The organism is Lactobacillus sp. 3B(2020), from assembly GCF_013487845.1.
Classification (GTDB): domain Bacteria; phylum Bacillota; class Bacilli; order Lactobacillales; family Lactobacillaceae; genus Limosilactobacillus; species Limosilactobacillus alvi.
Map to the genome: position 1 here is coordinate 1,218,502 of NZ_CP047410.1, position 25,213 is coordinate 1,243,714.

Consider the following 25,213-nt stretch of genomic DNA (forward strand, 5'->3'; position numbering starts at 1 on the left):
TTTCTAATCCTCTGCTTTCTCTAACCTTTGCCGACGCTGCGCTAAGGCCTGAGCGAATTGCTCGCTGTCCATAATCTCTTCAGCTGGTTCACTCAGCGGTGGTAGTTCAGCTAAATCAGCCAAGCCAAAATAATCTAAGAAGGCGGTCGTGGTCACGTACCGGAAAGGACGACCGGGAACATTCAAGCGCCCTTTGGTTTCGACTAATCCCCGCACTACTAATTTTTGAATTGAACCCGAGCTTTGGACCCCCCGCAGATCATCAATCTCGATCCGCGTAATTGGTTGCCGATAAGCAATAATGGCCAAAACCTCAAGCAAAGCTGGGGTCAACGGGATTGTTAATGGCGTTTCAAAATAATCTTTTACGACCGGTGCCAGTTCTCCTTTGGTCGCAAGGCGATAAGTATCGGCACTAACCAGGAGTTTCAGAGCACACGTCTTGTCCTGGGTGTACTTTTCAGCGATTTCACCTAATAAACCTTGCACGGCCGGTTTTAAAAGCCCCGTTAGGTTCGCAAGGTCCCCCAAGGTAATTCCTTCATCCCCGGCAATAAACAAGAGGGCCTCAATTTTCGCTTGGTTGTTCATCAAACATGCTTCCTTTCGTCACAATTAATGGGCCAAACGCTTCGGGCTGATTAACCCGGACAACCTGGTGGCGGCAAAGTTCCAGGAGAGCCATAAAGGTCGTTACCAAATTGTCCCGGGTTAGTTGATCGGCAAACAAGTCCACGAACCGGACCGGATGGTCAACAGCTTGACGAATATAAGCAATTCGCTCGGCCACGGTAATTTTTTCCGGTGCTGTTTCGGCAACTGGGAGCTCCGGGATTTGCCGGCGCTGCAGTAATTCTTCAAAAGCAGCCTTCAGTTTATCAATACTAACCCCAGGTTGAACCCGCTTAACCACAAGCTCTGGAGGAACTTGCATTGCTTCTCGAGTGTATTCTCGTTGCCGCGCTTCGGCCTTTGCTTCCAGGTGTTTAGCTGCTACTTGATAGCGTTGGTATTCCAATAATTGATCAACTAATTCTGCGCGCGGATCAGTGTCGACTGCAAGTTCCTCTTCATCAACCGGAGGCGCTGGCAATAAGAGTTGACTTTTAATCCGCATCAAGGTTGACGCCATCACAAAATATTCCCCCGCAATTTCTAATTGATGTTGCTGATTTTCCTTCAGAATTTTCACATATTGCCGGGTGATCTTTTCAATTGGGATATCATAAATATCCACTTTATCTTGGCGGATCAGGTGCAATAGTAAATCCAAAGGACCATCAAAATCGCCGAGATGAATAAAGGGTTTTTCCGCCCCCATCATAATTTTATCTGCCATTTATCCTAACGCCCCTTTTTTACCCGATAGCGACTACTCCGCGCCCAGTTAGTAATTAGGGGTTGGGTATCTAAGGTTCCCATGATCCGTTTTCCCGGATATTGTTGTTCGATTGCCGTCAAAAAATCATACACATTTTTTCCTGACCGTTCACTAGGCGGAAAAGAAAGCCGGCGGACTAAGACATATTCATCCCCAACTTCCAGCACCACAACCCCAATAAACTGTTCCGAATAGGGGGTCTTCCAGAGATAGATTGGATAATGCGTTAGGTTCGACCAATCAATTTCCGCTTGAAGGTAGTTATAGTTCGGTAAATCCTCGCTAAAGGATAGCAACCCCATTACAATTTTTTGATAGTCTTTGCGATATGGGACTAACATCATTCCCCCTCCTCAAGGGCTGTCGGTAAACAAGTGCGATAAACTTCTTGGATCCGCTTGAGTGGCAAAAGTGGCATATTCTGGATCCGATTGCCTAAAATTTGGACCACCGCTAAATAATCAGCTTGGTTAGCTAGTAAGTGGGCCTTTAAGCTAGCTCGTAGGATTTCTGGGGTCACGGTTACTTGAAGTTGCGCCTTGGCGGCACTATTTTTTAATAGTTGCCAAACCGCCTGCCGTGAAAGTTGCCCACCACGCACATTTAAAAATAAAATTGCGGTCTCATTTGCGGAATTTACAAGCTGTGGCCGAGCTACTTGTAAGTATTTTTCAACCCATTTTTGCGCCCGTTGACTAATGGGGACTAACCGTTCTTTACCAAGATGATCATGAACCGTCAAAAAATTCAAATTAAAATGTAAATCTGCTTTGGTTAAGGCTAAGAGTTCACTAACCTTTAAGCCAGTCGCATACATTACTTCTAAGATTGTCCGGTTCCGGATCGCCAACGGGGCCGTTCCCGTAATCGTTTCAATTAAAGCAAGCGTTTCCTCGACACTTAGCGTGGCTGGTTCGGCCATCACCCGTCTCGGCAAAGCTAAATCTTGAGTTGGGTCATGATCAACCAAACGTTGTTCAAGTAAATAACGGTAGAATTGCCGTAAACTTGAACGATAACGCTGAATTGAGGCTGCACTTACCGTGGCACTAAGTTCAGTCACAACTTGCATTAATAGGTATTGATCCACTTGATTCCAGGTCTGAATATCATGAGCCGCCAAAGCTTTCATCATGCGTCGTAAGTCCAAGCCATAATTAGCCACTGTACTGGGGGAACGCCGTTGTTTTAACTGCTCCAAATAAGCTTTTACTGGTGCAGCCATTTCTTCACTAGTCATGATTTGGATCCTTTAATAAAATTAATTTCCCATTCACTTGGTTAACTAGGCGCGCCTTTAGCAGGTGACCAACGGCCCGTTTAAATTGCCCCTTACTAATCCCTAAAACGGTCTTAATTTCTGCTGGCGATGACTTATCCGTCAAGGCTAACTGGTGAGTTTGACTATGGGTTAATAAGGCTAAAATTTGTTCTGCATCATCATTAATCGCCTGGTAAGCTCGAGGCTTCAAGGAAAGATTTAGACCACCGTGCGAAGAAAGGCCAATCACCCGGGCCTTTACTACTTGACCTAAGCGCGGCTCTTGATCCCGTTCACTTGGGTGAATAAAACCAAGGTGGTAATCTTCAGTTAGAACTAAGGTACCAGCCATCTTCAACCGATAAACCGTCGCCTTAACATTTTTATTTATCAAGGACCGGTTAGGCTTAGCCGCCAAAGTCCGAAAAATTTCGTCATCCGCTAGCTTTCCCCAAATCCGATCATGATCATCAACCTGAAGGGCCATTAACAAGCGGTCCCCGGGTTGCGGCCAAAGGTGCTTTAGGGTTGGTAAATCATCTAGGGAGACAACAATATCCTTATTGGGTAAACCAATATTAACAAAGACCCCCAAATCTCGCCGAACATTCACTACCGTCCCAAAATCATAATGGTCAACTTGGATGTTAGGGATATGTTCACAGGTCATCTGCAGTTGGTGGTCCGCATTTTCATATACAAACCCCCGAACTGAACCCCCAATATGCAAAACTTGGGGTGCCTCGGTCTTTTTTAACCGGTAAGTTTGCCCGTTTCGTTCAGGTTGAACAAAGTAATAATCATCATTTTCATCGATCATTACCGCAGTAACAACCTTTCCTAGTGCTTGATTCATAGTAACTTCCCTTCATCTTTAATTTGACCAGTTTTCTTAACCTTTCTATTTTACATAATTTAACCAGAAAGATAAAGACGATTGCAAAAAAGGCCGGGAAGAAACAAAAAGTCTCTTCCCAGCCTCTCCGCATTAAAATATTTCAAGGCCGTCACGAGCGGAAAAAGCTTCCTCCCGCATGCGACTACTACTTAACTTGCATAACCCGCATTAAGTTGGTCGTACCAGCGTGACCACCAGGTAATCCGGCAACAACGATGATCATGTCACCTGGTTTAGCAAAGCCAAGTTCCTTAGCCTTTTCACCGGCAAGTTGGAACATTTCATCTGTGCTTTCTGGCCGGTCAACAACAAATGGTTGAACCCCCCAGTTAATGTTTAAGCTCCGTTGTACCCGTTCGTCGTAAGTCAAAGCAAGCACATCAGCAGATGGACGGTACTTGGAGATCATCCGGGCCGTGTAACCAGACTTCGTTGAAGCAACGATCGTCTTAATGTTAAGATCCCGGGCAGCGTTTGCCACAGCAGAACCAATCGTTTCCGTCACATCAGACTTGTCAAAGTCAAAGACTTCCCGGCCAAACTTGTCAAGGTTATCTTCAGCCTTAAGGTCAATGTGAGCCATGGTTGCAACAGATTCAACTGGGTAGTCCCCGTTAGCACTTTCACCAGAAAGCATCGTTGCATCAGTTCCGTCAAAGACAGCGTTAGCAACGTCAGAAACTTCAGCCCGCGTTGGCCGTGGGTTTTCTTGCATGGAATCCAACATTTGCGTTGCCGTGATAACTGGCTTACCAAGTTCGTTGCAACGCCGAATCATGTTCTTTTGAACCAAAGGAACATTTTCAGCTGGGATTTCAACCCCCATATCCCCACGAGGAACCATTAACCCGTCAGAAACTTCAATAATTTCTTCGAAGTTGTCAATTCCTTCTTGAGATTCGATCTTAGGGAAGATCAACACGTCTTCCTTGTTCTTTTCCTTGAGTAATTCACGAATGTCCAAGACGTCTTGGGCCTTCCGAACGAAGGAAGCAGCAATGAAGTTGATATCGTGATCCAAACCAAAGCGGATATCACTGGAGTCCTTTTCCGTGATCCCTGGAAGGTTAATGGAAACACCAGGAGCGTTAACCCCTTTCCGTGAACCAAGGACCCCATGGTTCAAAACGTGACATACCAATTCCTTGTTAGCTTCATCCTTTTCGTCAACTAACATGTCGATTAAACCGTCATCAAAGAGGACATGACCGCCGACCTTAACGTCGTCGTAAAGTCCTTCGTAGGTAACGGCAATCTTGTCATGCACACCTTCAAGGCTATCATCCATTGAAATCCGAACCTTGTCGCCAATGTTGTATTCGATCTTACCGTCCTTTTGAACAGTCGTCCGAATTTCTGCCCCCTTGGTGTCGAGCATGATCCCGACCTTCTTACCCGTGATTTCTTCGGCCTTGTGGACATTTTCCAACCGGCCCAAGTGTTCTGGGTGGTCACCATGGGAGAAGTTGAAGCGGAAAACATTTGCCCCCGCCTTAATCAACTTAACAATCGTATCAACATCCGTACTTGCCGGCCCTAAAGTGCTGACAATCTTGGTTTTCTTCATAAGTGATCTCTCTCCTTTGCGTTAAGCATTTTCTGGGGTTGCCCCCTCAATCACACACTGAATATAATAGCACGTTTTAAATGGGGTGTCTTTAATTTTCCGTTAAAAGTCAGTTGTAAGCGTATCCATTCGCGATTCGCTTCATTATTTTTTTAGTGGTAATTTTTGGAATACCACATTGGCACTGCCGATTGCGGCATTGAAAGCCTGGTGCGTTACTTCATCCCCAGCTGCCCCATTGAGTAATTGCCGGGCAGCTTGCGTTTGGACATCGTAAACCACCACCGGATAATTACCCGGATGTTCCTTAATCACCGTTTCAATCCGCTTCAGACCACTTTCCGCCACTTCGGGCAACAGGCGTAAAGCCCAGCGCGCTGAGTCCCTCTGGTTGGTAGGCTTAAAAGTATTAGCCAGTTTCAGCTGGTCAACAATGACTTCTGTTTCATCATTGTGACGGACACATTTCCCGGTCACCGCTACAATTTGGTTTGGTTTTGCTAGTAACTGGTAGAATTTGGCATATTGTTGCGGAAAAATCGTTAAGGTAATTTGCCCACTTTCGTCACTTGCGGTGACAAAGGCCATTTGTCGATGTGCCTTTTTAGTGTGCACCGTCCGGGAACGATTAAACAAAACGACCAAAGTTGTTGGTTGGTCTGGTTGCACGTCATGGATTAATTGGCCACCCAATTGTTGCCGTAAGCTTCGATATTGGCTCGCTGGATGACCAGAAAGATAAACCCCTAAGTATTCATTTTCCTTGGCGAGTCGCTCACCAAGTGGTAACTCAGGGAGTTGATGCATAATGGGTTGTAAGCTTGGTTCAAAAAGATGGAATTTACCCCCTGAAAGTAAGCCAGCTAAACTATCCAAGAGCTCGGCGCGGTTATAGCCAAGGCCATCAAAAGCCCCCACGCAGATCAGTGGAACTAAGTACTTTTCTGTCGCCCATTTTTCTGGTAACCGGCTTAAAAAATCATAGATATCCTTAAAAGGGCCCGCTTGTCGCGCCTTTAAAATGGCAGCGATAAAATCTGACCGCAGCCCGCGAATCGATTGAAAGCCAACAATAATTTTCCCATTTTGCAGACTAAAACCAGCGTGAGAAAGATTAATCCGCGGTCCAACAATCGTGACCCCCCTTTGCTTGGCGTCCGCAAAGTGATCTCGTTTTTTATTAAAGTTCGGTTCAATTTCTAATAAGGCGACAAAAAATTCTGCCGGAAAATGAACTTTTAAGTAGGCCATTTCAAAAGCCATCTTCGAATAAGCAACCGCATGTGAGCGATTAAACCCATATTGGGCAAAGTGTTCAATATAATCGTAAACCTGAATTGCCAGCGCTTTAGCATACCCCTTCTTTTCTGCGCCAGCCAGAAAACGGGTCTTCATTTGCTCCATGGTGGCCTGATTTTTATGGCTCATTGCCCGGCGAAGTAAATCGGCCTGCCCCAAGGTAAAGCCCGCCATGACCGAGGCAACCTGCATAACCTGTTCTTGGTAGACTAAGACACCATAGGTCGTCCCGAGAATTGCTTGGAGGCTAGGATCAGGTAAATGATAACTTTCCGTTCCATGTTTACGGGCAATAAAATGGTCAATATTATTTAGCGGACCGGGCCGATATAAGGCATTTACGGCAACTAAGTCTTCAAAGTTATCTAAACCGAGATTAACCAAGACCCGCCGAATACCCCGGGATTCAAATTGGAAGATGCCGTCCGTATTTCCTTGACTAAATAGCCGTAACGTCGCTGAATCATCCAAGGGAATCTTGGTCAGATCAAAATCTGGCTGCCGTTGATGGATCAATCGTAAGGCTAGGTCCATGATTGTAAGGTTCCGGAGACCTAAAAAGTCCATCTTTAACAGGCCAACTGCTTCAACAGTCTCCTTGGCATATTGGGTAACCATTAACTCGTCATCACCAAAACCACCTTGGAGTGGCACTAAGTCTATTAAGGGGCTGTTGGCTAAAACAATCCCCGCAGCGTGAATTGAGTCGTGGCGTGGGAGGCCTTCTAATTTTTGGGCGGTTTTGACAATCAAATCAACTAAGGGTTGGTCGCTCATTAAGTTGACCAAGGCTTGGGAATCCTTAACTGCTTTGGCGATTGTCAAACGATCTTTGATCTGAATCTGCCCCAAAATCTCATTGAGTTGGTCACTCAAATAGGTTGGCAGTCTAAAAACCCGGGCAACATCTTTCAGAGCTTGTTTAGCGGCTAACGTCCCAAAAGTAATAATTTGGGCAACGCGTTGGTGACCATATCGTTGGTGAATGTATGCCAAAACTGCTTGCCGGTGATTATCCGGAATATCCATGTCAATATCAGGCATTTGCGCCCGTTCGGGATTTAAAAACCGTTCAAAGAGTAAGTGGTATTTGAGCGGATCAACATCCGTTATTTGTAGCGCATAAGCAACCAGTGATCCAGCTGCCGACCCCCGCCCTGGTCCAGTCGTAATCTTTTGCTGGTGAACAAAATGCATCACATCCCACACAATCAAAAAATAATCATCAAAGCCCAGTTTGTGGATCTGCGCTAATTCGTGGGCCAACCGATCTTGATACGGCGCCGTCGTTAAGCCCCGGGCTCGCAAACCCGCTTGGCAAAGTTTTTGTAGATAAGCTTGGCTACTTTCTTCCGTTGGGACCGGAAAGGCTGGCAAAACTGGCGCTTGGAACTTGATCGTTAATTGGCATTCTCGGGCTAACCGCTCAGTGTTTAAAGCTGCTTCTTTTAGGCCGGCGGTTTGATAAGCCCGCATCAGTTCTGCCGCCGAACGTAAAAAGTGGGATCCCTGCCGATTAGCTACCAAGTGCGGATCCTTAATCTCATGACCATTGCCAATGGCACGAAGCACTTGGGTTGAAAAGTAGTCGTCTGGCTTTAAATATTCAACCGGGTCCATTGCTAATAACGGGAGATCATGCTTTTGCGCCCAGTTTTGAATGGCCGTCTGTTGAACCGGATCAAGCTCCAAATTAATCCCAGCATATAGGTCAATGGGATGCTCCTTCGTCAATGCCCGGAGGATTGCTTGGAGGTCTTGATCCTGGTAAGCCAATAAAATGGTGGCGGGTTCCACTGCAATCGGTAAATTCGCCGTCAGTTTTAAAAAAGTTGCCAAAGAAAGGGGATCCGCTTGGGTCATGATTGTCGATGACAAACGACTTAAAGCTTGATATCCCTGACTCCCCTTAGCATAAACAATCGTCATAAAGTTTGCTATCCGAACCTTTAACCCTAAAACTGGGGTTAAATTGGCGGCTTGGGCAGCATGATAAAACTTGACGGCCCCATATAAGACATTTTCGTCCGTTAAGGCAACTGCTGAATAACCCTGGGCTTTCGCAAATTCAACTAGTTTTTCCGGACGAATCATGCTTTTTAATAAGCTATAAGTACTAATCACGTTGACTGGCACCATCTTGGCAAGTTCCTCCTTTCAGCTTACTAATACTGATTGAATTATAACAACCTTTTCGGTAATGATCACCAAAATAATATTTTTTCTCCAAACCGACCACACCGACTTGGAAAAACTGTGTTAGAATTGAAATAGCCACTAAAGGAGTGAAACTTATGAAGACGATCTTTAAGAATCTCATCGTAATCTTCTGGGGTGCAATCCTTGGCATGGTCCTTGGTTACATTGGTAGTCAATTGGAAAGCTTGCAAGCTAACTTCGAACTCTGTGCCATTCTTGGGGCAGTTGTTGCCGTAGTTGCAAGTAACTGTTGGACCTTTATTACCACCCACGCAAACCCGGAACACTAAACGAATTAAAAAAAGCTAGAGCATTTTTTGCTCTAGCTTTTTTTGTAGATTGTACATATTAAACTCACTACTAATGTCGGTTCACTTTGGATTCGTTTTTACCGGTATTTAAGGTCGTCAAATTGCGTATCTTCATTATTTTGGGCAGTTGTTGGGGATTGATAACCGATTGAATCAACCCAAGCTTCGGCTCCTCCGGTAATAACTAATACTTTTTGTTGATGACCGTCAACCATTTCAGTCTTAATCGAATAGTTTTCTCCGGCTCCTGCACCTTGCACCCAGCCATAGGTGTGAACGGCTTGGTCGCCACGAATATTAACTAATTTTCCGGAAATCCAATTTTTCGTGGTATCAATCAACGCCTCATCAGGATTGGTACTATGACTGTTAAACCACGACTCATCCTGTTTATAGACCGTCATGGTTTCATTTTCATCATCATTGGACCAAGATATTTGATGATCAGAAATAACATACTTAGTAATCTTACCATCAAGACTCGTATACCAAGTGCCCTGCAGACTTGTTGGGATCTTAAAAATTCCTAAATTGCCATATTTTCCGGTTGTTGCCGTTGATTTGGCCGGCGAACTTGTTGTTACGCTTGGATTGCCACTCCGCTGATCATTAATGGTGGCTTTGGTTGCCAATTGCTTAGCTACTTTAGCACCACCCTTTTGATTTAAATAAGTAATCATTTGCTCGAGGCTAGCGTGGCCAAGTTGTTTCCCGCCATTCGTCTGAGACGCGTTAGTATAAAGATAGAAATTGTTGTCCTTACCCAAGACATAGATTGTCCCGGCTTGCTTTCCCTTAACTTGATAAACCACCCCTTGACCAGGATCCTGAATGGCGTAGTTTTCCGGATCTTGCAGGTTAATCGTTAGTTGGCCTTGTTTGGCCTGCTTAAGGTTCGTTAGCCAATCACCACCATACTTTTTCGCAGCGTACGTGGTAATGATGGCCCCGCTTGCTTGCGGTGATTTTTTTCCAGCCGTTAATTTTTGATGCTTATCCGTTAAATAACTTGGCTGACTAGTTTGATTACTACTGGTTGTTGCCGACTTTGAGTTTGCCTGGTTTGAGCCACAAGCGGCTAAAAGCAAGGCACAAGCACCAAGCATTAACATCGTTCCTGTTTTTTTCAATTTATTTTCCTCCCAGTCTCTCATCACAAGGAATGACGCCGATATACCCCTAACTCGACGTTCGTTCGTTGCATACTCAAAAAGACATTTGGATCAATGGTTTTAACCATCTTCCGCAAATCAACTAATTGACTCCGTGGCGTTACCACAATGATGACGTCGGTTTCATTCCCCGTATAGGCCCCAATTCCATGTAAAACGGTTGCCCCATGGGTAAAGGTTTTTAGGGCGGGAATTAACTTATCAGCCTGCTTCGTAAAGATGGTCACACTAACATCGGTTTGGGAAACGAAGACCCAATCCATCATCCAATTAGTGAGTAACATCCCAATTAAACTGTAGACAATCCGGCTTGGCCCAAAAGCGATCACCGCCGCCGCCAGGATTAAACCGTTGACCACGTTGGCAAAGAAACCGACATTTTTATGAAACTTCCGTTGGCAATAGGTCACGATAATATCAACCCCACCAGTCGTAAAGCCATTGTTAAAACAAAGGCCAATTCCAACCCCAATTAAGGTTGCCCCAACAATGGTGTTAGTTAAGGGATCACTAACTAACTTCACCACGGGGATGATGGCCAGGGCGATGACGTTAAACAAAACGGCCAAGCCAGAATAAAAGATATAACTTAAGCCAAAGACCCGCCAAGCAAAGATAAAGAGCGGTACGTTAAAGATGAAAACCAACATCCCCAAATTTAGATGGATTCCCATCGTCAACCCAATTGCTTGAACCAATTGCGAAATTCCCAACAAACCAGATGAATACGAATTGGCATGGGTTAAGAAGAAATTAACCCCAATCGCTGAAAGCACCCCGTATAAAAGGGCAAAAAAGATTCGCTTTAACATTCGCCGGCGTTGAATCAGATGGTTCTTTACCATCATCCCACCTTCTTTCCTTTAATGATGTTCGGACTGCAACTTAATGCTTAGCTTTGGCCACCAGGTTCTCATTCATCTTCAACAAAACATCGACCACGCTTTCCATGGTTTGTAAGGAAACGTATTCAAAGCGGGCATGCATGTTTTCACCCCCAGCAAAGAGGTTGGGCGTTGGCAAGCCCATGTAAGAAATCGTTGAGCCATCGGTACCACCCCGCACTGGGTAAATAACTGGTTTGATATCTAAATCTTCCATAGCTTGCTTGGCCAAATCGACCACTGCCATGTGGCCCTTTAAAGCGTCCTTTAGGTTGTAATATTGGTCTTCAAGCTTGATCGTAACCCGTTCTTCACCAAGCTCTTCGTTGACTTCTTTCACCACTGCCCGTAAAGCTTCTTTTCGCGCTTCAAAGAATTGGCGGTCATGATCCCGAATTAAGTACAACATCCGGGCGTGGTCAACTGTCCCATCAAGTTGGTATAGATGGAAGAAGCCTTCCCGACCCGCCGTCTTTTCTGGCCGATCATGATCTGGTAACTTGGCTTGGAGGTCCATGGCAACTTGAATGGCATTCACCATCACACCCTTCGCCGTTGCCGTGTGGACATCCTTTCCTTGGATATTGATTTCAGCGGCCGCTGCGTTGAAAGTTTCGTATTCCAATTCCCCCAGGGGACCGCCATCAACCGTGTAAGCAAAATCAGCACCAAAGGCTTTGACATCGAAAAGACTAGCCCCGGTCCCGGTTTCTTCGTCCGGGGTAAAGCCAATTTTGATGGTCCCGTGTTTTACTGCTGGGTGCTTAGTCAAATAAGCCAGCATGGTCATAATTTCGGCGACCCCGGCCTTATCATCAGCTCCCAGCAAAGTCGTCCCATCCGTGGTAATTAAGGTTTGCCCCACGTAATTCTTTAAGTTTGGAAATTCAGCTGGTGAAAGTTCAAAGCCACTTGACCCAAGTTGGATCGTTTGCCCATCATAATTTTCAATAATTTGGGGGTTGACGTTTTCCGCGTTGAAGTCTGCCGTATCAACATGAGCTAACAACCCCATTACCGGAACTTCATAATCGAGGTTTGATGGTAAGGTCGCCATCACAATGGCACTCTTTTCGTCCATCCGGACATCGTCCAAACCAAGGTCCGTCAATTCCGCCATTAGTTGTTTTAACAAAACCAATTCCTTGGGACTAGTTGGCACCGTGTTACTTTCTGGATCTGACCGGGTTTCAACCTTGGCATAAGCCAGAAAACGAGCTAATAAACCAGCATATTTTTCTTCTGTCATTTTACTTGCCTAACCTTTCATTCGAAAATTAAATGGTTCCGTATTGACCTGACTAACCACCACTGGACAGGTCCAGGCTTTTTCCGTTGCCCAACTTTTAAGAAGCGCCTGCAATTTCAAAGCCGCCACCACTTCAATATGGTGGCCGGGATCAACTAACATTAAGCCGCTTGCTTGCATGTCTTGCGCCACGTGATAGGAAACATCCCCCGTCACATACGCTTGGGCCCCCGCGGCTTTAGCTTGGCGATAAAAATCACCACCGGAGCCACCAAGAATTGCCACTCGCTGAACCGTTTGTGGCGCTGGATCAGGAAGAACATACCGTAAGCCCTTAACGGCAAAATGCTTTTGAACCCAATCCACAAATGATGTCGGACTTAAGGGCTTAGGTAAATCACCAACCCGGCCCATTGCGACCGGTTGCTCACTAACCGGATCCTTCCCGGCTGGGACAAGTCCCGTGAGGTTCGTTAATTCTAATTGGGCAGCTAACCAATCATTCATGCCTCCATTGGCAGTATCCAAATTTGTGTGCGCAGAGTAAACAGTAATCCCATGCCGTAATAATTTTGCATACATTGCGTTTTGGGGCTGACGGAGATCAAGATCCTTGGCTGGGCGGAACATAAGGGGGTGGTGGGAAAAGATAAAGTTAGCCCCGAGCCTAATTGCTTCATCAACAACCGCCGGCCGGACATCCAAAGTTGTTAATACTTTTTTTACTGGTTGGCTTGGATCACCCAATTGAAGACCAACATGGTCCCAATCTTCTGCAATGGACGGAGCGGCAAATTGTTCAAATTGTTGAATAATTTCTAAACCATTGGTCATTTAATCACCTTCTTAATCTGATTTAAGCGGGATTCGAAGCTGGCAATTTTATCAAGCGGGGGCTGTTTGGCAGCTTTCATTTGGGCTAAGGCCTGCGCCTCCCGTTCATACTCCGCCTGCCACTTTGCTTGGAAAACTGGCCCGCCTTGTCCCAACAAGAAGGGGCCAAATCGTAGCTCACGGTCATTGTACCGGAATGGCATGAGGGTGTAATCTGCAACAATCACTTCGTAGATATGACCATCTTCTTCAATAATCTTTTCGGCCATGATTTGGTAATGATGCGCCATCAACCAGGCCCGCACCCGTTCTTCACCAATATTTGGTTGTAAGATCAACCGTTTAACCCCGTGAAGCTGGTGTAATCCCGCCGTTAGGATCTTGGTAATCAGCGCCCCACCCATGCCAGCGATTACTACCGTATCAATTTGGTCAGCTGGTTGGATCGCTGCTAAACCGTCTGCTAACCGTGGAATAATTTGATCTTGTAACTGAAGGCACTCAATTTCATTGATGGCATTTTGTAAAGGGCCAGGGGTTACATCCCCAGCCACCGCAAAATTGATCTTCCCAGCCACGACTAAAGCTGCTGGTAAATAAGCGTGATCCGTTCCAATATCGGCTAAGCGGGCTCCTGTTGGAACAAAATCAGCCACAACTTGTAAGCGTTGCGAAAGTTTTTCTGCATCCATTAAATTAATCCAACCTTCTCTATTAAATTTCTTTTATCTGGTCTAGTATACCAAATTTTCGTAGCGTTCCCCTAACCTTATTTTGGCCAAGCCTTAACGCCCTTAATTAGGCGTTGCAGGCCGTCAGCAACAACCGCCCGCGGATAGGCAACGTTCATCCGCACAAAGTTCTTACCGGCCTCGCCGTACATCGTCCCCGGATTTAAGATCAGACCGCTGGTGCTTTCCAAAAAATCGGTAAAAGCTACCGAATCATGACTCAAAGCTGAAATATCAAGCCAGACAAGGTAGGTGGCGGCTGAAGGAACCACCGCAACTTTCCCGGCTAAGTGTTCTTTGATCGTTTGTTCGACCAATTCGAGGTTACCCTTGAGATAATTTAGGAGTTCGTGATACCATTCTTGACTTTGGGTGTAAGCCGCAATCGAAGCGGGAATCGCCGTTAGGTTAACCCCCGTCAAGCCATCGTTTTGCAGTCCTTGATCAACCACTTCCCGTAAGTAAGCATTCGGGACAAACAAGGTTGCCGCATGAGTAGCAGCAATATTAAAAGTTTTACTTGGTGAAACCGCGATTACAACCGCTTGCAAGAATTGCTCTGGTAAGCTAAAAAATGGGACATAGCCACCTTCATTAAAGGTAAGATCACCATGAATTTCATCCGCAAAAATCGTCACCCCGTATTTTTGCCCTAGTTCAGCTAAGTGTTGTAACTCTTGCTTAGTCCAGATCATGCCACCCGGATTTTGAGGATTGCACAAAATCATCATCGTCGTTAAGGGCTGGGCAAACTTGGCTTCTAAGTCTTCCCAATCAATGTGGTAAGTGTGTTGCTTAGGATCGTATACTAAGTCGCTTGAAAGAACTTGGCGACCATTACTTTGAATTGTCGTGAAAAACATGTTATAAACCGGGGCTTGAATTAAGATCTGATCGCCGGGATTAGTCAACCGTCGCAGAACCGAGGCTAAGGCTGGCACCACGCCACTAACAAATAACATCCATTCCCGTTTTGGCCGAGCATGGTGTTCAGTCGCATACCAATCGCCAACGGCCTGATAATATGCTTCCGGGATTATCTCATAGCCGTAAATCCCAGTTTTAACCTTCTTTGCCAAGGCATTCGTAATTGCCGGTGCAGTTTGAAAATCCATATCCGCGATTGACATGGGAAGCTTGTTTTCACCAACCGCCCACTTGAAGGAATTAGTTTGCCGTCGATTGAATTGTTGATCAAAGTTCACTTTCGTCGCTTCCTTTCTAAAACCCACTAACTATCCCTAGTTTAACAGATTTAAGTTTAAGAAACTGGTCTTTGCAAATTTAAATTAAAACCGCCAGCAAATCACTTACTTTTGATCAGTATTTTCGGTATAATGAGGCTACTTAAATTGTTTCAAGATGAAAGGAGCTTTTTTTATGGCTGAAGAATTACCAAGTTATCAATCCGAACTAATTTCAATCAACCACTTAGCCGAAGACTACTATGAACTTAAAATCAAGGTGCCCACTGGTTTTACCTGGCAAGCCGGTCAGTACATGCGGCTTGGGTTACCAACCAAAAAGGTAACCGATAAGAAACAAGTCCGGGCGCTATCCATGGCCGCCCCAGAAAGGGACGGGGTTATTTTACTAGGAACCCGCACCCGGCAAGAAATGAGTAGCTTTAAGGCCAACTTAATCACGCTGGTTCCCGGAGAAGCAGTAACCGTACTTGGTCCCCTCGGTAACTTCACCCTCCCAAAACTTGATCATCCCTTGGTAATGTTCGCAAGCGGGGTCGGGATTACCCCCATTCGGGCCCTCATTAAACAAGCCTTACATGATAAGCGTGACCAGGTTATTGACCTAGTCTTTGTTGCCAATGATTACCACCTTTATCAAGCCGACTTTGAAGCTTGGGCCCAGACCTATCCAAACCTTCAGCTCCATCTGGTTAACCACCGCGCAGAAGCCCAAGCTGAACTTTTAAAACTCACCCAAAAACTTGGTAATGAAGCTGACTACTACATTTCCGGAGCATCCAAAGTGGTTGACGCAACTGAAGAATTCTTAACGACAGAAGGTAAGATTGCCACTGACCACGTTAAGCGGGATGTCCTTTACGGGTACTAAAAGGCACATAAAGAGGACGGAAAAAGGTCTCACCATTAAACAGTTAGAAAGCACAATAGAGGGTGGGAAGAAACTCAAGTTTCTTCCCACCCTCTTTGTCATCTCCGAATGTTACTCAGTAACTAAGGTCAAAAAGCACGGCCTTAGTAGATAAGTGCGAACGAAAGGTCGATTCTATGAATCAACCTTCGTCCTTCTTATCCCAACCAGGCCGTCAAGGAGCTTTTTTCCCAACCTCTTCTCTTGTATCTCCGATCCGAATGTTATTCATAAATTATGGTCTAAGCAGTAGCCAAGTGGATGCGCCACTCTTTTGCTTAAATCAGGCCCCGCTTTACCAATTCTTCAGCGTTTTGAACGGTATTAAGCGCAGCCCCCTTCAAGAGGTTGTCAGCGACAATCCACATGTTGAAAGCTCCCTTGTTTTCATAGTCTGGCCGTAAACGCCCAACAAAGGTGTCCCCCTTGCCTACCGCGTTAATTGGTTGGGGGTAAATTTGGTGCTGAATGTCATCTTGAACCACTACCCCAGGTGCTTGTGCTAAAAGTTCGCGAATTTGTTCAACCGTGGCACTCTTATCTTCAACTTCAAAGTATACCGATTCCCCGTGGCTAATTGGAACTGGGACCCGGACACAGGTAGCAGTGACCTTAATTTCTGGTGAGTTCATATCCCCAACCATAATCTTCTTGGTTTCATGGATCATTTTCCATTCTTCATGGGAGTAACCACTATCTTCTAAGACATCAATTTGGGGAAGAAGGTTAAAGGCTAATGGGTAATGCTTCTTGTCCCCCTTAGTTGGGAGAATGTTAGCTTGCATTTCCTTACCGTCAAGATAATCCTGTGCTTGTTGGTAAAATTCGTTCAAAGCACTTTGTCCCGCCCCAGATGCAGCTTGGTAAGTTGACACAATTATTTGCTTTAAACCAAAAGCCTGCCGGATTGGTTCTAGTGCGACCACCATTTGAATCGTGGAACAGTTTGGATTAGCAACAATCCCGTGATGTTGGGCCAACGTCTCCGGATTAACTTCTGGTACGACCAGCGGAACATCTGGTTCCATCCGATAAGCACTGGTGTTGTCCACACAGACAGCCCCGCGCTTAACGGCTTCTGGTAAAAATTTCTTGGAAGTTGAGCCCCCTGCAGAACTCAAGACCAAATCAACCCCTTCAAAAGAGTCCGGCGTGGTTTCTTCAACCGTCAAAGTTTGGTCCCGGAACTTCAATTGAGTCCCAGCTGAACGAGCGGATGCTAACAGCTTAACTTCCTTCACTGGAATTGATGAAGCGGCTAATTGTTCAATCATCCGATGACCAACGGCCCCAGTTGCTCCTAAAATTGCTACGACATATTCCTTAGCCATATTAGTTTCCTCCTCAAATTTCAACTATCAAGTTTAATTAGTTATTTTGCTTAGCCATAAAAGCCGTAATTCGCTTCATTGCTTCTTGGATATCTTCTTCTGGTGCTGCATATGAAAGCCGAACATAGCCTTCTCCACCAGGGCCAAAGACGCTCCCCGGAATTACCCCAACCTTTGCTTCTTTAGCAATTGCCCGGGCAAAGGCAAAATCATCATCCCCAAATTGAGCAGGAATCTTAGCAAACATATAGAAAGCGCCTTCCGGTGTCGCCATTTCAAATCCAAGCGCCCGAAGTGCTTGGGCCATCAAGTTCCGCCGGTGTTCGTATTCTTGACGGAAAGCAATCGGGTCAGCTTGCCCATTTTGAATGGCTTCCAAAGCGGCCGCTTGGGCCGTATCGTTGATACAAGTGATCAAGAACGAATGCATCTTGGTAATTTGTTGAACCAATGCTTTTGGTCCCGCCAAGTAACCAAGGCGCCAGCCGGTCATGGCATGCGACTTTGATAATCCTGAAATCAAAATCGTTTGTTCCGGTAACTCTTCAATCATCGAGTAATGACGGTGATCATAAGTTAAGTCCCCGTATATTTCATCGGAAATTACCAAAAGATGGTGGCGCTTAATTACCGTTGCTAAAGCTTGTAATTCTGCTTGACCGTACGTCCGCCCCGTTGGGTTGACCGGGAAGTTCAATAAAATTGCCTTAACTGATGGGTTAGCTTCGATTGCCTTTTCTAGGCGCTCAGGAGTTAACACAAAATTATCATCCTTGGTATTTACTTCGACTGGAATGGCACCGTTATACGTCACAATTGGATTATATAAGGCATACCCAGGAGTGGGGATAATCACCTTATCACCAGGATTGAGTAAACTAAAGATCGTCGCCGTAAGGGCTTCAGTTGCCCCATTAGTAACCACCACTTCACCATCACCTTGGTATTCAACCCCAAAGCGATTTTTTAATTGATTGGCAATTGCTTGCCGTAGTGGTAACTTTCCCGCAGCCGTAGAGTAGTGAGAATCATTTGCTTCGATACTCTTGATAGCCGCTTGCTTAATGTGTTCTGGAACATCAAAACCGGGTTCTCCAAGGGTTAATTTCACTAACCCCGGAATTGATGAAATCTCCTGATCAAAAGCGCGAATCATCGCAGGGGGAGTTTGTTGTAAGGTCTTGTTTCCCATTCCTTGTAAGGCACTTGCTAATTGTGGCATAGACACCGTTCCTCTCTTATAAAATCTCTTCTAATCCAAAGACTAAGCTAGTTAATTGATTGGCTTTTTGTAAGGCAACTTTGACCCCACTCATAAAGGAAGCGCGGTCAAAGGAGTCTTGTCGAATCGTCAGTGCTTCCCCGGGACCCCCAAACAAAACTTGTTCGTGGGCAATGTAACCGGGAAGCCGGACTGCATGGACGGCTACTCCGTCAACATTAGCCCCCAAAGCACCCGAAACGGATTCTTCGCTCACCGTCGGTTGGGGCGCGCTCTGGCGACCAGCCGCAATCATTTGGGCCGTCGTCAAAGCCGTTCCAGATGGCGCATCTTTCTTGTCACCGTGGTGCATTTCAATCACATCAGCATCCGGGAAGTAAGCCGCTGCTTCCTTTGCAAACTTCATTAAGAGCACCGCACTCATCCCAAAGTTGGGGGCAATCAATCCACCTTGCCCATTTTCTTCAGCCAAGGCTTGGAGTTCAGCTACATCAGCTGAAGTTAATCCGGTCGTCCCGACAATTGGGGTAAAGCCATGCTGAAGGGCAAAAGTAACGTTTGCTTTGACTGCACTTGGTACCGTGAAGTCCAACCAAATCTCAGCAACCCCCGGTTCAATTTCAGCCAATGAATGATAAATTTGGGCCGTCGCAGGCATCTTCGTATCCGCATCGTGGGGCGCAAGCCCAGCCGTAATTTCAAACCCTGGCAGGTTGTTAACCAAATCGGTTGCGTAGCGGCCCATTGCTCCGGTATAACCAGCAATTAAAACCTTAGGCATTAAGGTCACCTCCTAAATCAAGGGGTAAGGCACCTTCTAAGGCGTGTGCTTCCAGGCCAAGAGCCGTTGCTAACTGAGATTTTTCTTCAGTATTCAAGGTGACGATTGGTAAACGGCAACCACCAACTTCAAAGCCTTGCGCGTTTAAAACCGCCTTAACTGGGGATGGCGATGGGAACATGAAAAGGGCCGCCATCTTTGGGGTTAACCACCGTTGTAAGCGCCCAGCCGTTGCAACATCGCCCCGGTCTAAAGCATCGTACATTGTCCGCATTTGTGTAGGATAAACGTGACCAGCAACCGAAATCACCCCAGCACCACCAATTACCTTGGTAAAGAGGGCTTGGGCATCTTCCCCGGAGAAGACCGCAAAATCATCTGGGGTTTGGTCAATTAACGCTTGCATTTCGGTTAAGCTGGCACACTGCTTTACTGCCACAATGTTTTCGTGATGAGAAAGTTCTACCAAGGTTGAAACTTCCATCTTGACTCCCGTCCGTCCTGGGATATTGTAGATCATTACCGGGATGTTGACTTCATCAGCAACCTTGGTAAAGTGAGCGATCATCCCCCGTTGGTTTGGCTTGTTGTAAGGAGGCACGACGACCAGGGCGACATCAATTCCATCAATTTCGGCAACTTCGTTTGTAAAAGCAATGGTTTCTGCGGTATTGTTGCTTCCCGTCCCGGCAATCACCGGTACCCGGCCATGAACATAAGCGCCAAAGTGCTTATAGAGAGCTAACTTTTCATCATGGCTCAAAGTTGGGGTTTCCCCAGTCGTTCCTCCAATCACAAACCCATTGGCTCCCTTTTCAAGGAGATGATCCGTTAAGCGATCCAAGGCTGGATAGTTAATTTGGTTATTCTCATCAAACGGGGTAATAATAGCAACCATAAAATCTGCAGCTTGTAAATTCATAAGCTTATCTCCTTTATTTTTCATTCATCCGCGCTGTTAAAAAACCAGTAATTGCCGTGACTCCTCGCTGAATAGACGCTTCCTTCGGTGTTAAGGTTGCCGAATGTAACTGCGCGTCATCTTCAACCCCCAGCCAAAACATCGTTCCCGGGAACTTGGCTAAGAGATAACCAAAGTCTTCCCCAGTCATTGCTGGCTTAGTTTCAATAAAATTAACTCCAGGCGCCGTTTGCATATAATTAATAAAACGTTTAGTTAGTGCCGGATTATTTTCAACCGGCCAGTAACCACCCTGGTTTAGTTCGAGCTTAACTTTAACGCCAAAGCTAACTTCAAGGCCTTGACAAAGGGCGCGCAGACGATCGTCAATCTTGAGGATCATTTCCTGGGTCAAACCCCGGATGGTACCTTCAAGGCGAGCATGGCCAGCGATAACGTTTCGAATCGTACCGGCTTCGACTTTTCCGATTGTAACCACGCCACTTTGAATCGGATCGATATTCCGAGAAACAATGGTTTGAATCTGCGTAACCAAGGTGGCCATTGCAACGACGGCATCGTTAGCGTCTTGCGGAAAGGCAGCGTGCCCGCCTTGACCTTCAATATCAATATTTAATTCTGTGGTTCCGGCAAATAAGGTTCCCATCCGACAACCGATAGCTCCAGCTGGTAGATCCGGATTATCGTGGAGCCCGTAAAATTCATCCGGTCGCCATTGGCCGTTAAAAATCCCCCGTTCGTAAGCTAGTTTCCCGCCATTTTCACTTTCTTCCGCTGGTTGAAAGAAGAAGAGCAAATTATCCTTGGGTTGGTGGCTGGCAAAGTAACTCAAGACACCTAAGGCAACGGTCATGTGGATATCATGGCCACAAGCGTGCATTACGCCAGGATGTTGCGAGGTAAAGGGTAAACCAGTTGCTTCAGTAACGGGCAAGGCATCAATATCAGTTCGATAACCAATCGTTCGTTGCGGGGCCGTTCCCTTAATCAATACCAGAAGCGCCGTTGGTAACTCAGCTGGCGTTTGAACTTCCATATAATCGGTCTGAAGTTGCGCAATCATTTTAAGCAAGTAAGCATGGGTTTCATGTTCTTTTAGGGCCAGTTCTGGAATTTGATGGAGGTGGCGGCGGATTTGAATTAATTCATTTTCACTTAGCATAATTACAACTTCCGTAAATCAGCTTCAAGGCCCGTCTTGCTAGTCGTTTGATCATCAACATCCTTGATGATCCGAGCTGGCACCCCAGCAACCACCTTACCAGCTGGAACATCTTCAACGACGACCGCTCCAGCCGCAACAACAGCGCCCTTGCCAATGTGAACTCCTTCAATTACCACGGCATTGGCCCCGATCAAGACATCATCATCAACCCGGACTGGTTGAGCACTCGCTGGTTCGACCACCCCAGCCAGGACAGTTCCGGCACCGATGTGGCAGTTTTTACCAACGATCGCCCGGCCACCAAGGATGGCTCCCATATCAATCATTGAACCTTCACCAACTTCAGCCCCAATATTAATGGTTGCGCCCATCATTACCACGGCATTATCGCCAATTACAACCTGGTCGCGAATGATTGCCCCCGGTTCGATCCGTGCATTAATTTCCTTCATATCCAACAATGGAACGGCTGAATTCCGCGCGTTATTTTCAATCCGGACACTAGTGAAGTCCGCTTTGTGCGAAGCCAAGAAGGGCTTAACAACTTTCCAGTCGCCGAAGAGCACCCCCGTTGTCGTTTCAATAAAGGGATCAGTACTTGCTGGAAATTCGACTTGGTCTAAATGCGGTCCCTTCAAGTAAACCTTAACCGGGGTTTTCTTTTCTGCAGTTGCGATGTAGTTAATGATTGATTGGGCATCAAGAGTTGCCATTTGTGTACCTCCATATAATAAGTAGAAATTTTCTTTTAAGCGTTTGGATAATCCTGATCATTTTGCACTAACTCGGCATAAGACTCGCGCTTTACAACAAGGTAACTTTTACCGTTTTCAACAAAGACGACTGCCGGGCGAGGATTCCGATTATAATTAGAAGCCATTGAGTAGCCGTAAGCGCCGGTAGCAAGCATCGCGAGGACGTCTCCTGGTTGGGTAGCCGGGAGCGGTTGCCCTTGGCTAAGAATATCACCAGATTCACAATACTTACCAGCAATCCGTACCGTTTCGACTGCTTTGGCCTTTGGATCCCGGGCCAAAATCGTTTCGTATTCTGCTTGGTAAAGAGCTGGCCGAATATTATCACCCATCCCCCCGTCAACGGAAACGAACGGCTTGAAACCTGGAATATCTTTTCGACTGCCAACGGTATAGAGGTTGTAGCCAGCAGGTCCCACTAAAGACCGTCCCGGTTCAATCCAGATGGCTGGCATTGGTAAATCAGCTTCTCCTGTGGCTGTTTTAATTTCATCAACGATCGTCTTAACAAAAGCTTCTGGTGCTTGAGGATGGTCAGCACTGACGTAGCGAATACCGAAACCGCCGCCGACATTGATAATTGCTGGGACATAAGCAAACTCAGTTTGGAAATGCTTAGCCACCGCAACTAACTTCTTAGCGACGCCGGCAAAGCCTTGCACATCAAAGATTTGCGAACCAATGTGGGCATGAATCCCGCGAACATCAAAGTGGTCATCGGCTAGGACGAGCTGCAGGGCACGATCAGCTTGTCCCGAAGCGAGGTCAAAGCCAAACTTGGAATCAACTTGTCCGGTTTGGATATACTCATTCGTATGAGCAGTAATACCTGGGGTTAACCGTAACATTACCGCTTGCTTTCGATTTCGTTTGGCAAGCAGTTCCTTTAACAGATCAATTTCGTGGAAGTTATCAATTACGATCATGCCGACCCCAGCATCAAGGGCTTCGCTTAATTCCTGTTTAGACTTATTATTCCCATGATAGCTAACCTTAGCCATTGGAAAGCCAGCACTTTTAGCTGTGTATAATTCACCGCCCGAAACAACATCGGCGTGGGCCCCTTCAGCTTTCATCACTTGGTAGATCGCTTTAATGGCCAAGGCCTTACTAGCAAATGAAACGGCGTAATCAACTCCGGCGGCTTCAAAAACTTGTTGGAAACGGTGAATCTGATCACGAATCTTAGTTACATCATAAGCAACTAACGGGGTTTGATACTGGTTAGCGAGCTCCAGACTATCAACGCCACCAATCATTAAGTGACCAGCATCGTTAACTTCCAATGGTTGACTTGTTTGTTGCATTCCTATCCTCCAATTCTGCCAGCAAAATAAAAAGCTCCGCGGTGGCGATGCACTGGGAGCTTACTAAGTCAATATCCTTAATAAAGTCGATAGCGCACCGCCGGCTCCTTTTGTCCGGCGACAGTCCGACATATCTTCTATGTCGACCCAGCTAATCACCTAGCCGTATCAGTGATCACTTCGGCAACCTCCCCTTTCACAATTTTTCATTGTTTTCGGCAAACTCGGAACTGCTACTCTTGTCAGTTGCGCCTCTTCGATTTAATGGTAGTTTATAATTATTTGTTGCTGACGTCAAGGGGTTTTTAATTTAACTTTAATTTTTTGTCAAAATCTACATATAAGTTCAAATTTTGAGCCCTTTAGTTCAACGTTTTACTAAAAAGTTATGACTTGCACTGCTTGAAATCAGTGTTAGAATTCTATTAAAATATTTTCGGAAATTGCTAAAGGAGTGCATAAATATGAAAGTCATTAAATTTGGGGGCAGTTCGCTTGCTAACGGAGCGGCCTTTGCGCAAGCAATCAGAATTATTCAGGCCGATCAAGACCGCAAGGTGATTGTGACTTCCGCACCCGGAAAAAGGGAATCGACTGATACAAAGGTCACTGACCTCTTGATTAAGTATGCGAATGAAGTTTTACAAGGGCAAGCTTATCAAGCCACGGTCACCCAAATTTTTGAGCGCTACCAGGCAATTGGGGATTACTTTAACTTACCAGCGGAAGCCTTGGCCCCCATTCACAAAGCCTTAGTAAATTTGCCAAATGGCAATTACCCCGCTGATTCATACTTAATGGCGACCTTTAAAGCGCATGGCGAACGATTAAATGCCCGGTTATTAGCCGCTATTTTAAATCACTTGGGCATCAAAGCCCGGTTTGCTGATCCGCAAGCTATCGGGATCATGGTTACGGGAACCCCGAACAATGCGGTGGTGGCGCCGGAAACCTACTACCGACTCCAAGACTTTAAGGTTGCTGATGATGAACGGGTAGTGGTTCCAGGCTTTTTTGGCTTTACGATGGCGGGCTACATTGCAACTTTTTCCCGGGGTGGGTCTGACATTACCGGAGCGATCCTTGCTCGTGGTCTGGGAGCTGAGAAATACGAAAACTTTACCGATGTTGACTCAATTTATGCGGTCGACCCAAAGTTAGTTGAACATCCAACCCCCATTAAGAAAATGACTTATCGCGAAATGCGGGAACTTTCTTATGCTGGTTTCTCAGTTTTCCATGATGAAGCTCTCTTACCGGTGATTGCGGCGGGAATTCCCATCAACGTTAAGAATACTTGGGCCCCAGAAAAACCGGGAACGCTGATCGTTCCGGATCACAATTTTCAGCCAAGCTCTCCCGTAACCGGGATTGCCGCGGGAAAGCACTTTGCTGCCCTTTACCTGCATAAATATCTCCTTAATAAGGAAGCCGGCTTCACCTTACAAATCTTAACGATTCTCCAAGAACATGACGTTTCTTATGAGCATATGCCATCCGGGATTGATGATATTACCATTGTCTTTGATAAGCATAAGTTAACGCCAGAAATCATTGACGAAATTTGCGATGAAATTCAAGCAACGGTTAATCCCGACCGTTTGGAATGGATTAATGACTTTGCCTTAATCACGGTCGTTGGCGAGGGAATGGCCACCTCCCCAACTGTGCCAGCGGAAATTCTTGGTATCCTAGCTAAAGAACACATTGCGATCCAAATGATTAACCAAGGGGCTTCCAAGATTGCCACCATGATTGGGGTCGACCCTACCGATACTAACCAGGCCATCAAGGCAATTAACCACCACTTCTTTAATTAAAGCGAGGAA

Annotated in this window: 23 protein-coding genes and 1 riboswitch; of the genes, 3 read left to right on the forward strand and 20 right to left on the reverse strand. The window is 46.0% G+C overall.

Going from position 1 to position 25,213, the window contains the following annotated elements:
• Nucleotides 1-3 precede the first annotated feature (3 nt).
• From scpB to GTO83_RS06030, 7 genes are all read right to left on the reverse strand, one after another.
• A complete protein-coding gene (scpB, locus tag GTO83_RS06000) occupies nucleotides 4-591 on the reverse strand; it encodes an SMC-Scp complex subunit ScpB (protein ID WP_180869679.1) in 588 nt (195 codons plus the stop codon).
• On the reverse strand, nucleotides 569-1,339 hold the full coding sequence (locus GTO83_RS06005; protein ID WP_180869681.1) for a ScpA family protein: 771 nt from the start codon (nucleotides 1,337-1,339) through the stop codon (nucleotides 569-571). Before GTO83_RS06005 ends, scpB begins: the two co-directional genes overlap by 23 nt.
• A 5-nt stretch (nucleotides 1,340-1,344) precedes the next feature.
• Entirely contained in the window at nucleotides 1,345-1,722 is a 378-nt protein-coding gene (locus tag GTO83_RS06010; RefSeq protein ID WP_180872145.1) for a reductase, read from the reverse strand.
• Nucleotides 1,722-2,621: a tyrosine-type recombinase/integrase gene (locus GTO83_RS06015; RefSeq protein ID WP_180869683.1), complete on the reverse strand. Its 900-nt coding sequence runs from the start codon at nucleotides 2,619-2,621 to the stop codon at nucleotides 1,722-1,724. The genes GTO83_RS06010 and GTO83_RS06015 overlap by 1 nt, the downstream gene beginning before the upstream one ends.
• On the reverse strand, nucleotides 2,614-3,498 hold the full coding sequence (locus GTO83_RS06020) for a S1 RNA-binding domain-containing protein (RefSeq protein ID WP_180869685.1): 885 nt from the start codon (nucleotides 3,496-3,498) through the stop codon (nucleotides 2,614-2,616). The genes GTO83_RS06015 and GTO83_RS06020 overlap by 8 nt, the downstream gene beginning before the upstream one ends.
• Nucleotides 3,499-3,685: 187 nt before the next feature.
• Nucleotides 3,686-5,107, reverse strand: coding sequence for a pyruvate kinase (gene pyk, locus GTO83_RS06025; RefSeq protein ID WP_180869686.1), 1,422 nt, complete (start codon nucleotides 5,105-5,107; stop codon nucleotides 3,686-3,688).
• 144 nt (nucleotides 5,108-5,251) lie between these two features.
• The gene (locus GTO83_RS06030; RefSeq protein ID WP_180869688.1) at nucleotides 5,252-8,545 is read right to left on the reverse strand and encodes a DNA polymerase III subunit alpha; all 3,294 of its coding nucleotides are present in this window, start codon (nucleotides 8,543-8,545) and stop codon (nucleotides 5,252-5,254) included.
• A 155-nt stretch (nucleotides 8,546-8,700) separates the two neighbouring features.
• On the opposite strand from GTO83_RS06030, the gene GTO83_RS06035 reads away from it, so the two are divergent.
• The gene (locus GTO83_RS06035) at nucleotides 8,701-8,895 is read left to right on the forward strand and encodes a YjzD family protein (RefSeq protein ID WP_180869689.1); all 195 of its coding nucleotides are present in this window, start codon (nucleotides 8,701-8,703) and stop codon (nucleotides 8,893-8,895) included.
• A 98-nt stretch (nucleotides 8,896-8,993) separates the two neighbouring features.
• Here GTO83_RS06035 and GTO83_RS06040 read toward each other — a convergent pair whose 3' ends face one another.
• The 6 genes from GTO83_RS06040 to GTO83_RS06065 all read right to left on the reverse strand — a co-directional run bounded on the left by GTO83_RS06040 (nucleotide 8,994) and on the right by GTO83_RS06065 (nucleotide 14,991).
• On the reverse strand, nucleotides 8,994-10,046 hold the full coding sequence (locus tag GTO83_RS06040; protein ID WP_180869691.1) for a hypothetical protein: 1,053 nt from the start codon (nucleotides 10,044-10,046) through the stop codon (nucleotides 8,994-8,996).
• Between the two features lie 23 nt (nucleotides 10,047-10,069).
• Nucleotides 10,070-10,933 (reverse strand): YitT family protein, encoded by an 864-nt coding sequence (locus GTO83_RS06045; protein WP_370524232.1) that lies wholly within the window; start codon nucleotides 10,931-10,933, stop codon nucleotides 10,070-10,072.
• A gap of 40 nt (nucleotides 10,934-10,973) precedes the next feature.
• A complete protein-coding gene (gene pepT, locus GTO83_RS06050) occupies nucleotides 10,974-12,221 on the reverse strand; it encodes a peptidase T (protein WP_180869695.1) in 1,248 nt (415 codons plus the stop codon).
• Between the two features lie 9 nt (nucleotides 12,222-12,230).
• Complete coding sequence (locus tag GTO83_RS06055) at nucleotides 12,231-13,055, reverse strand: Nif3-like dinuclear metal center hexameric protein (RefSeq protein WP_180869697.1); 825 nt, start codon at nucleotides 13,053-13,055, stop codon at nucleotides 12,231-12,233.
• Complete coding sequence (locus tag GTO83_RS06060; RefSeq protein WP_180869699.1) at nucleotides 13,052-13,747, reverse strand: tRNA (adenine(22)-N(1))-methyltransferase TrmK; 696 nt, start codon at nucleotides 13,745-13,747, stop codon at nucleotides 13,052-13,054. The genes GTO83_RS06055 and GTO83_RS06060 overlap by 4 nt, the downstream gene beginning before the upstream one ends.
• A gap of 77 nt (nucleotides 13,748-13,824) precedes the next feature.
• Entirely contained in the window at nucleotides 13,825-14,991 is a 1,167-nt protein-coding gene (locus GTO83_RS06065) for a MalY/PatB family protein (RefSeq protein WP_180869701.1), read from the reverse strand.
• Between the two features lie 175 nt (nucleotides 14,992-15,166).
• On the opposite strand from GTO83_RS06065, the gene GTO83_RS06070 reads away from it, so the two are divergent.
• On the forward strand, nucleotides 15,167-15,862 hold the full coding sequence (locus GTO83_RS06070; RefSeq protein WP_180869703.1) for an FAD-dependent oxidoreductase: 696 nt from the start codon (nucleotides 15,167-15,169) through the stop codon (nucleotides 15,860-15,862).
• Nucleotides 15,863-16,179: 317 nt separating this feature from the next.
• Here GTO83_RS06070 and GTO83_RS06075 read toward each other — a convergent pair whose 3' ends face one another.
• Genes GTO83_RS06075 through lysA form a run of 7 tightly spaced genes read right to left on the reverse strand, consistent with a single transcriptional unit; the run spans nucleotide 16,180 to nucleotide 23,384 of the window.
• A complete protein-coding gene (locus tag GTO83_RS06075) occupies nucleotides 16,180-17,232 on the reverse strand; it encodes an aspartate-semialdehyde dehydrogenase (RefSeq protein ID WP_180869705.1) in 1,053 nt (350 codons plus the stop codon).
• Nucleotides 17,233-17,269: 37 nt separating this feature from the next.
• A complete protein-coding gene (locus GTO83_RS06080; protein ID WP_180869707.1) occupies nucleotides 17,270-18,454 on the reverse strand; it encodes an aminotransferase class I/II-fold pyridoxal phosphate-dependent enzyme in 1,185 nt (394 codons plus the stop codon).
• A 16-nt stretch (nucleotides 18,455-18,470) separates the two neighbouring features.
• Nucleotides 18,471-19,235, reverse strand: coding sequence for a 4-hydroxy-tetrahydrodipicolinate reductase (dapB, locus tag GTO83_RS06085; protein ID WP_180869709.1), 765 nt, complete (start codon nucleotides 19,233-19,235; stop codon nucleotides 18,471-18,473).
• Nucleotides 19,228-20,157 (reverse strand): 4-hydroxy-tetrahydrodipicolinate synthase, encoded by a 930-nt coding sequence (dapA, locus tag GTO83_RS06090; protein ID WP_180869711.1) that lies wholly within the window; start codon nucleotides 20,155-20,157, stop codon nucleotides 19,228-19,230. The genes dapB and dapA overlap by 8 nt, the downstream gene beginning before the upstream one ends.
• Nucleotides 20,158-20,170: 13 nt before the next feature.
• Complete coding sequence (locus tag GTO83_RS06095) at nucleotides 20,171-21,319, reverse strand: N-acetyldiaminopimelate deacetylase (RefSeq protein WP_180869713.1); 1,149 nt, start codon at nucleotides 21,317-21,319, stop codon at nucleotides 20,171-20,173.
• A 2-nt stretch (nucleotides 21,320-21,321) separates the two neighbouring features.
• Nucleotides 21,322-22,035 (reverse strand): 2,3,4,5-tetrahydropyridine-2,6-dicarboxylate N-acetyltransferase, encoded by a 714-nt coding sequence (dapD, locus tag GTO83_RS06100; RefSeq protein ID WP_180869715.1) that lies wholly within the window; start codon nucleotides 22,033-22,035, stop codon nucleotides 21,322-21,324.
• A 35-nt stretch (nucleotides 22,036-22,070) separates the two neighbouring features.
• Complete coding sequence (gene lysA, locus GTO83_RS06105; protein WP_180869717.1) at nucleotides 22,071-23,384, reverse strand: diaminopimelate decarboxylase; 1,314 nt, start codon at nucleotides 23,382-23,384, stop codon at nucleotides 22,071-22,073.
• 81 nt (nucleotides 23,385-23,465) lie between these two features.
• A riboswitch (Lysine riboswitch) is annotated at nucleotides 23,466-23,649 on the reverse strand.
• Nucleotides 23,650-23,848: 199 nt separating this feature from the next.
• Here lysA and GTO83_RS06110 point away from each other — a divergent pair.
• Nucleotides 23,849-25,204: an aspartate kinase gene (locus tag GTO83_RS06110; RefSeq protein WP_180869719.1), complete on the forward strand. Its 1,356-nt coding sequence runs from the start codon at nucleotides 23,849-23,851 to the stop codon at nucleotides 25,202-25,204.
• Nucleotides 25,205-25,213: the final 9 nt, after the last annotated feature.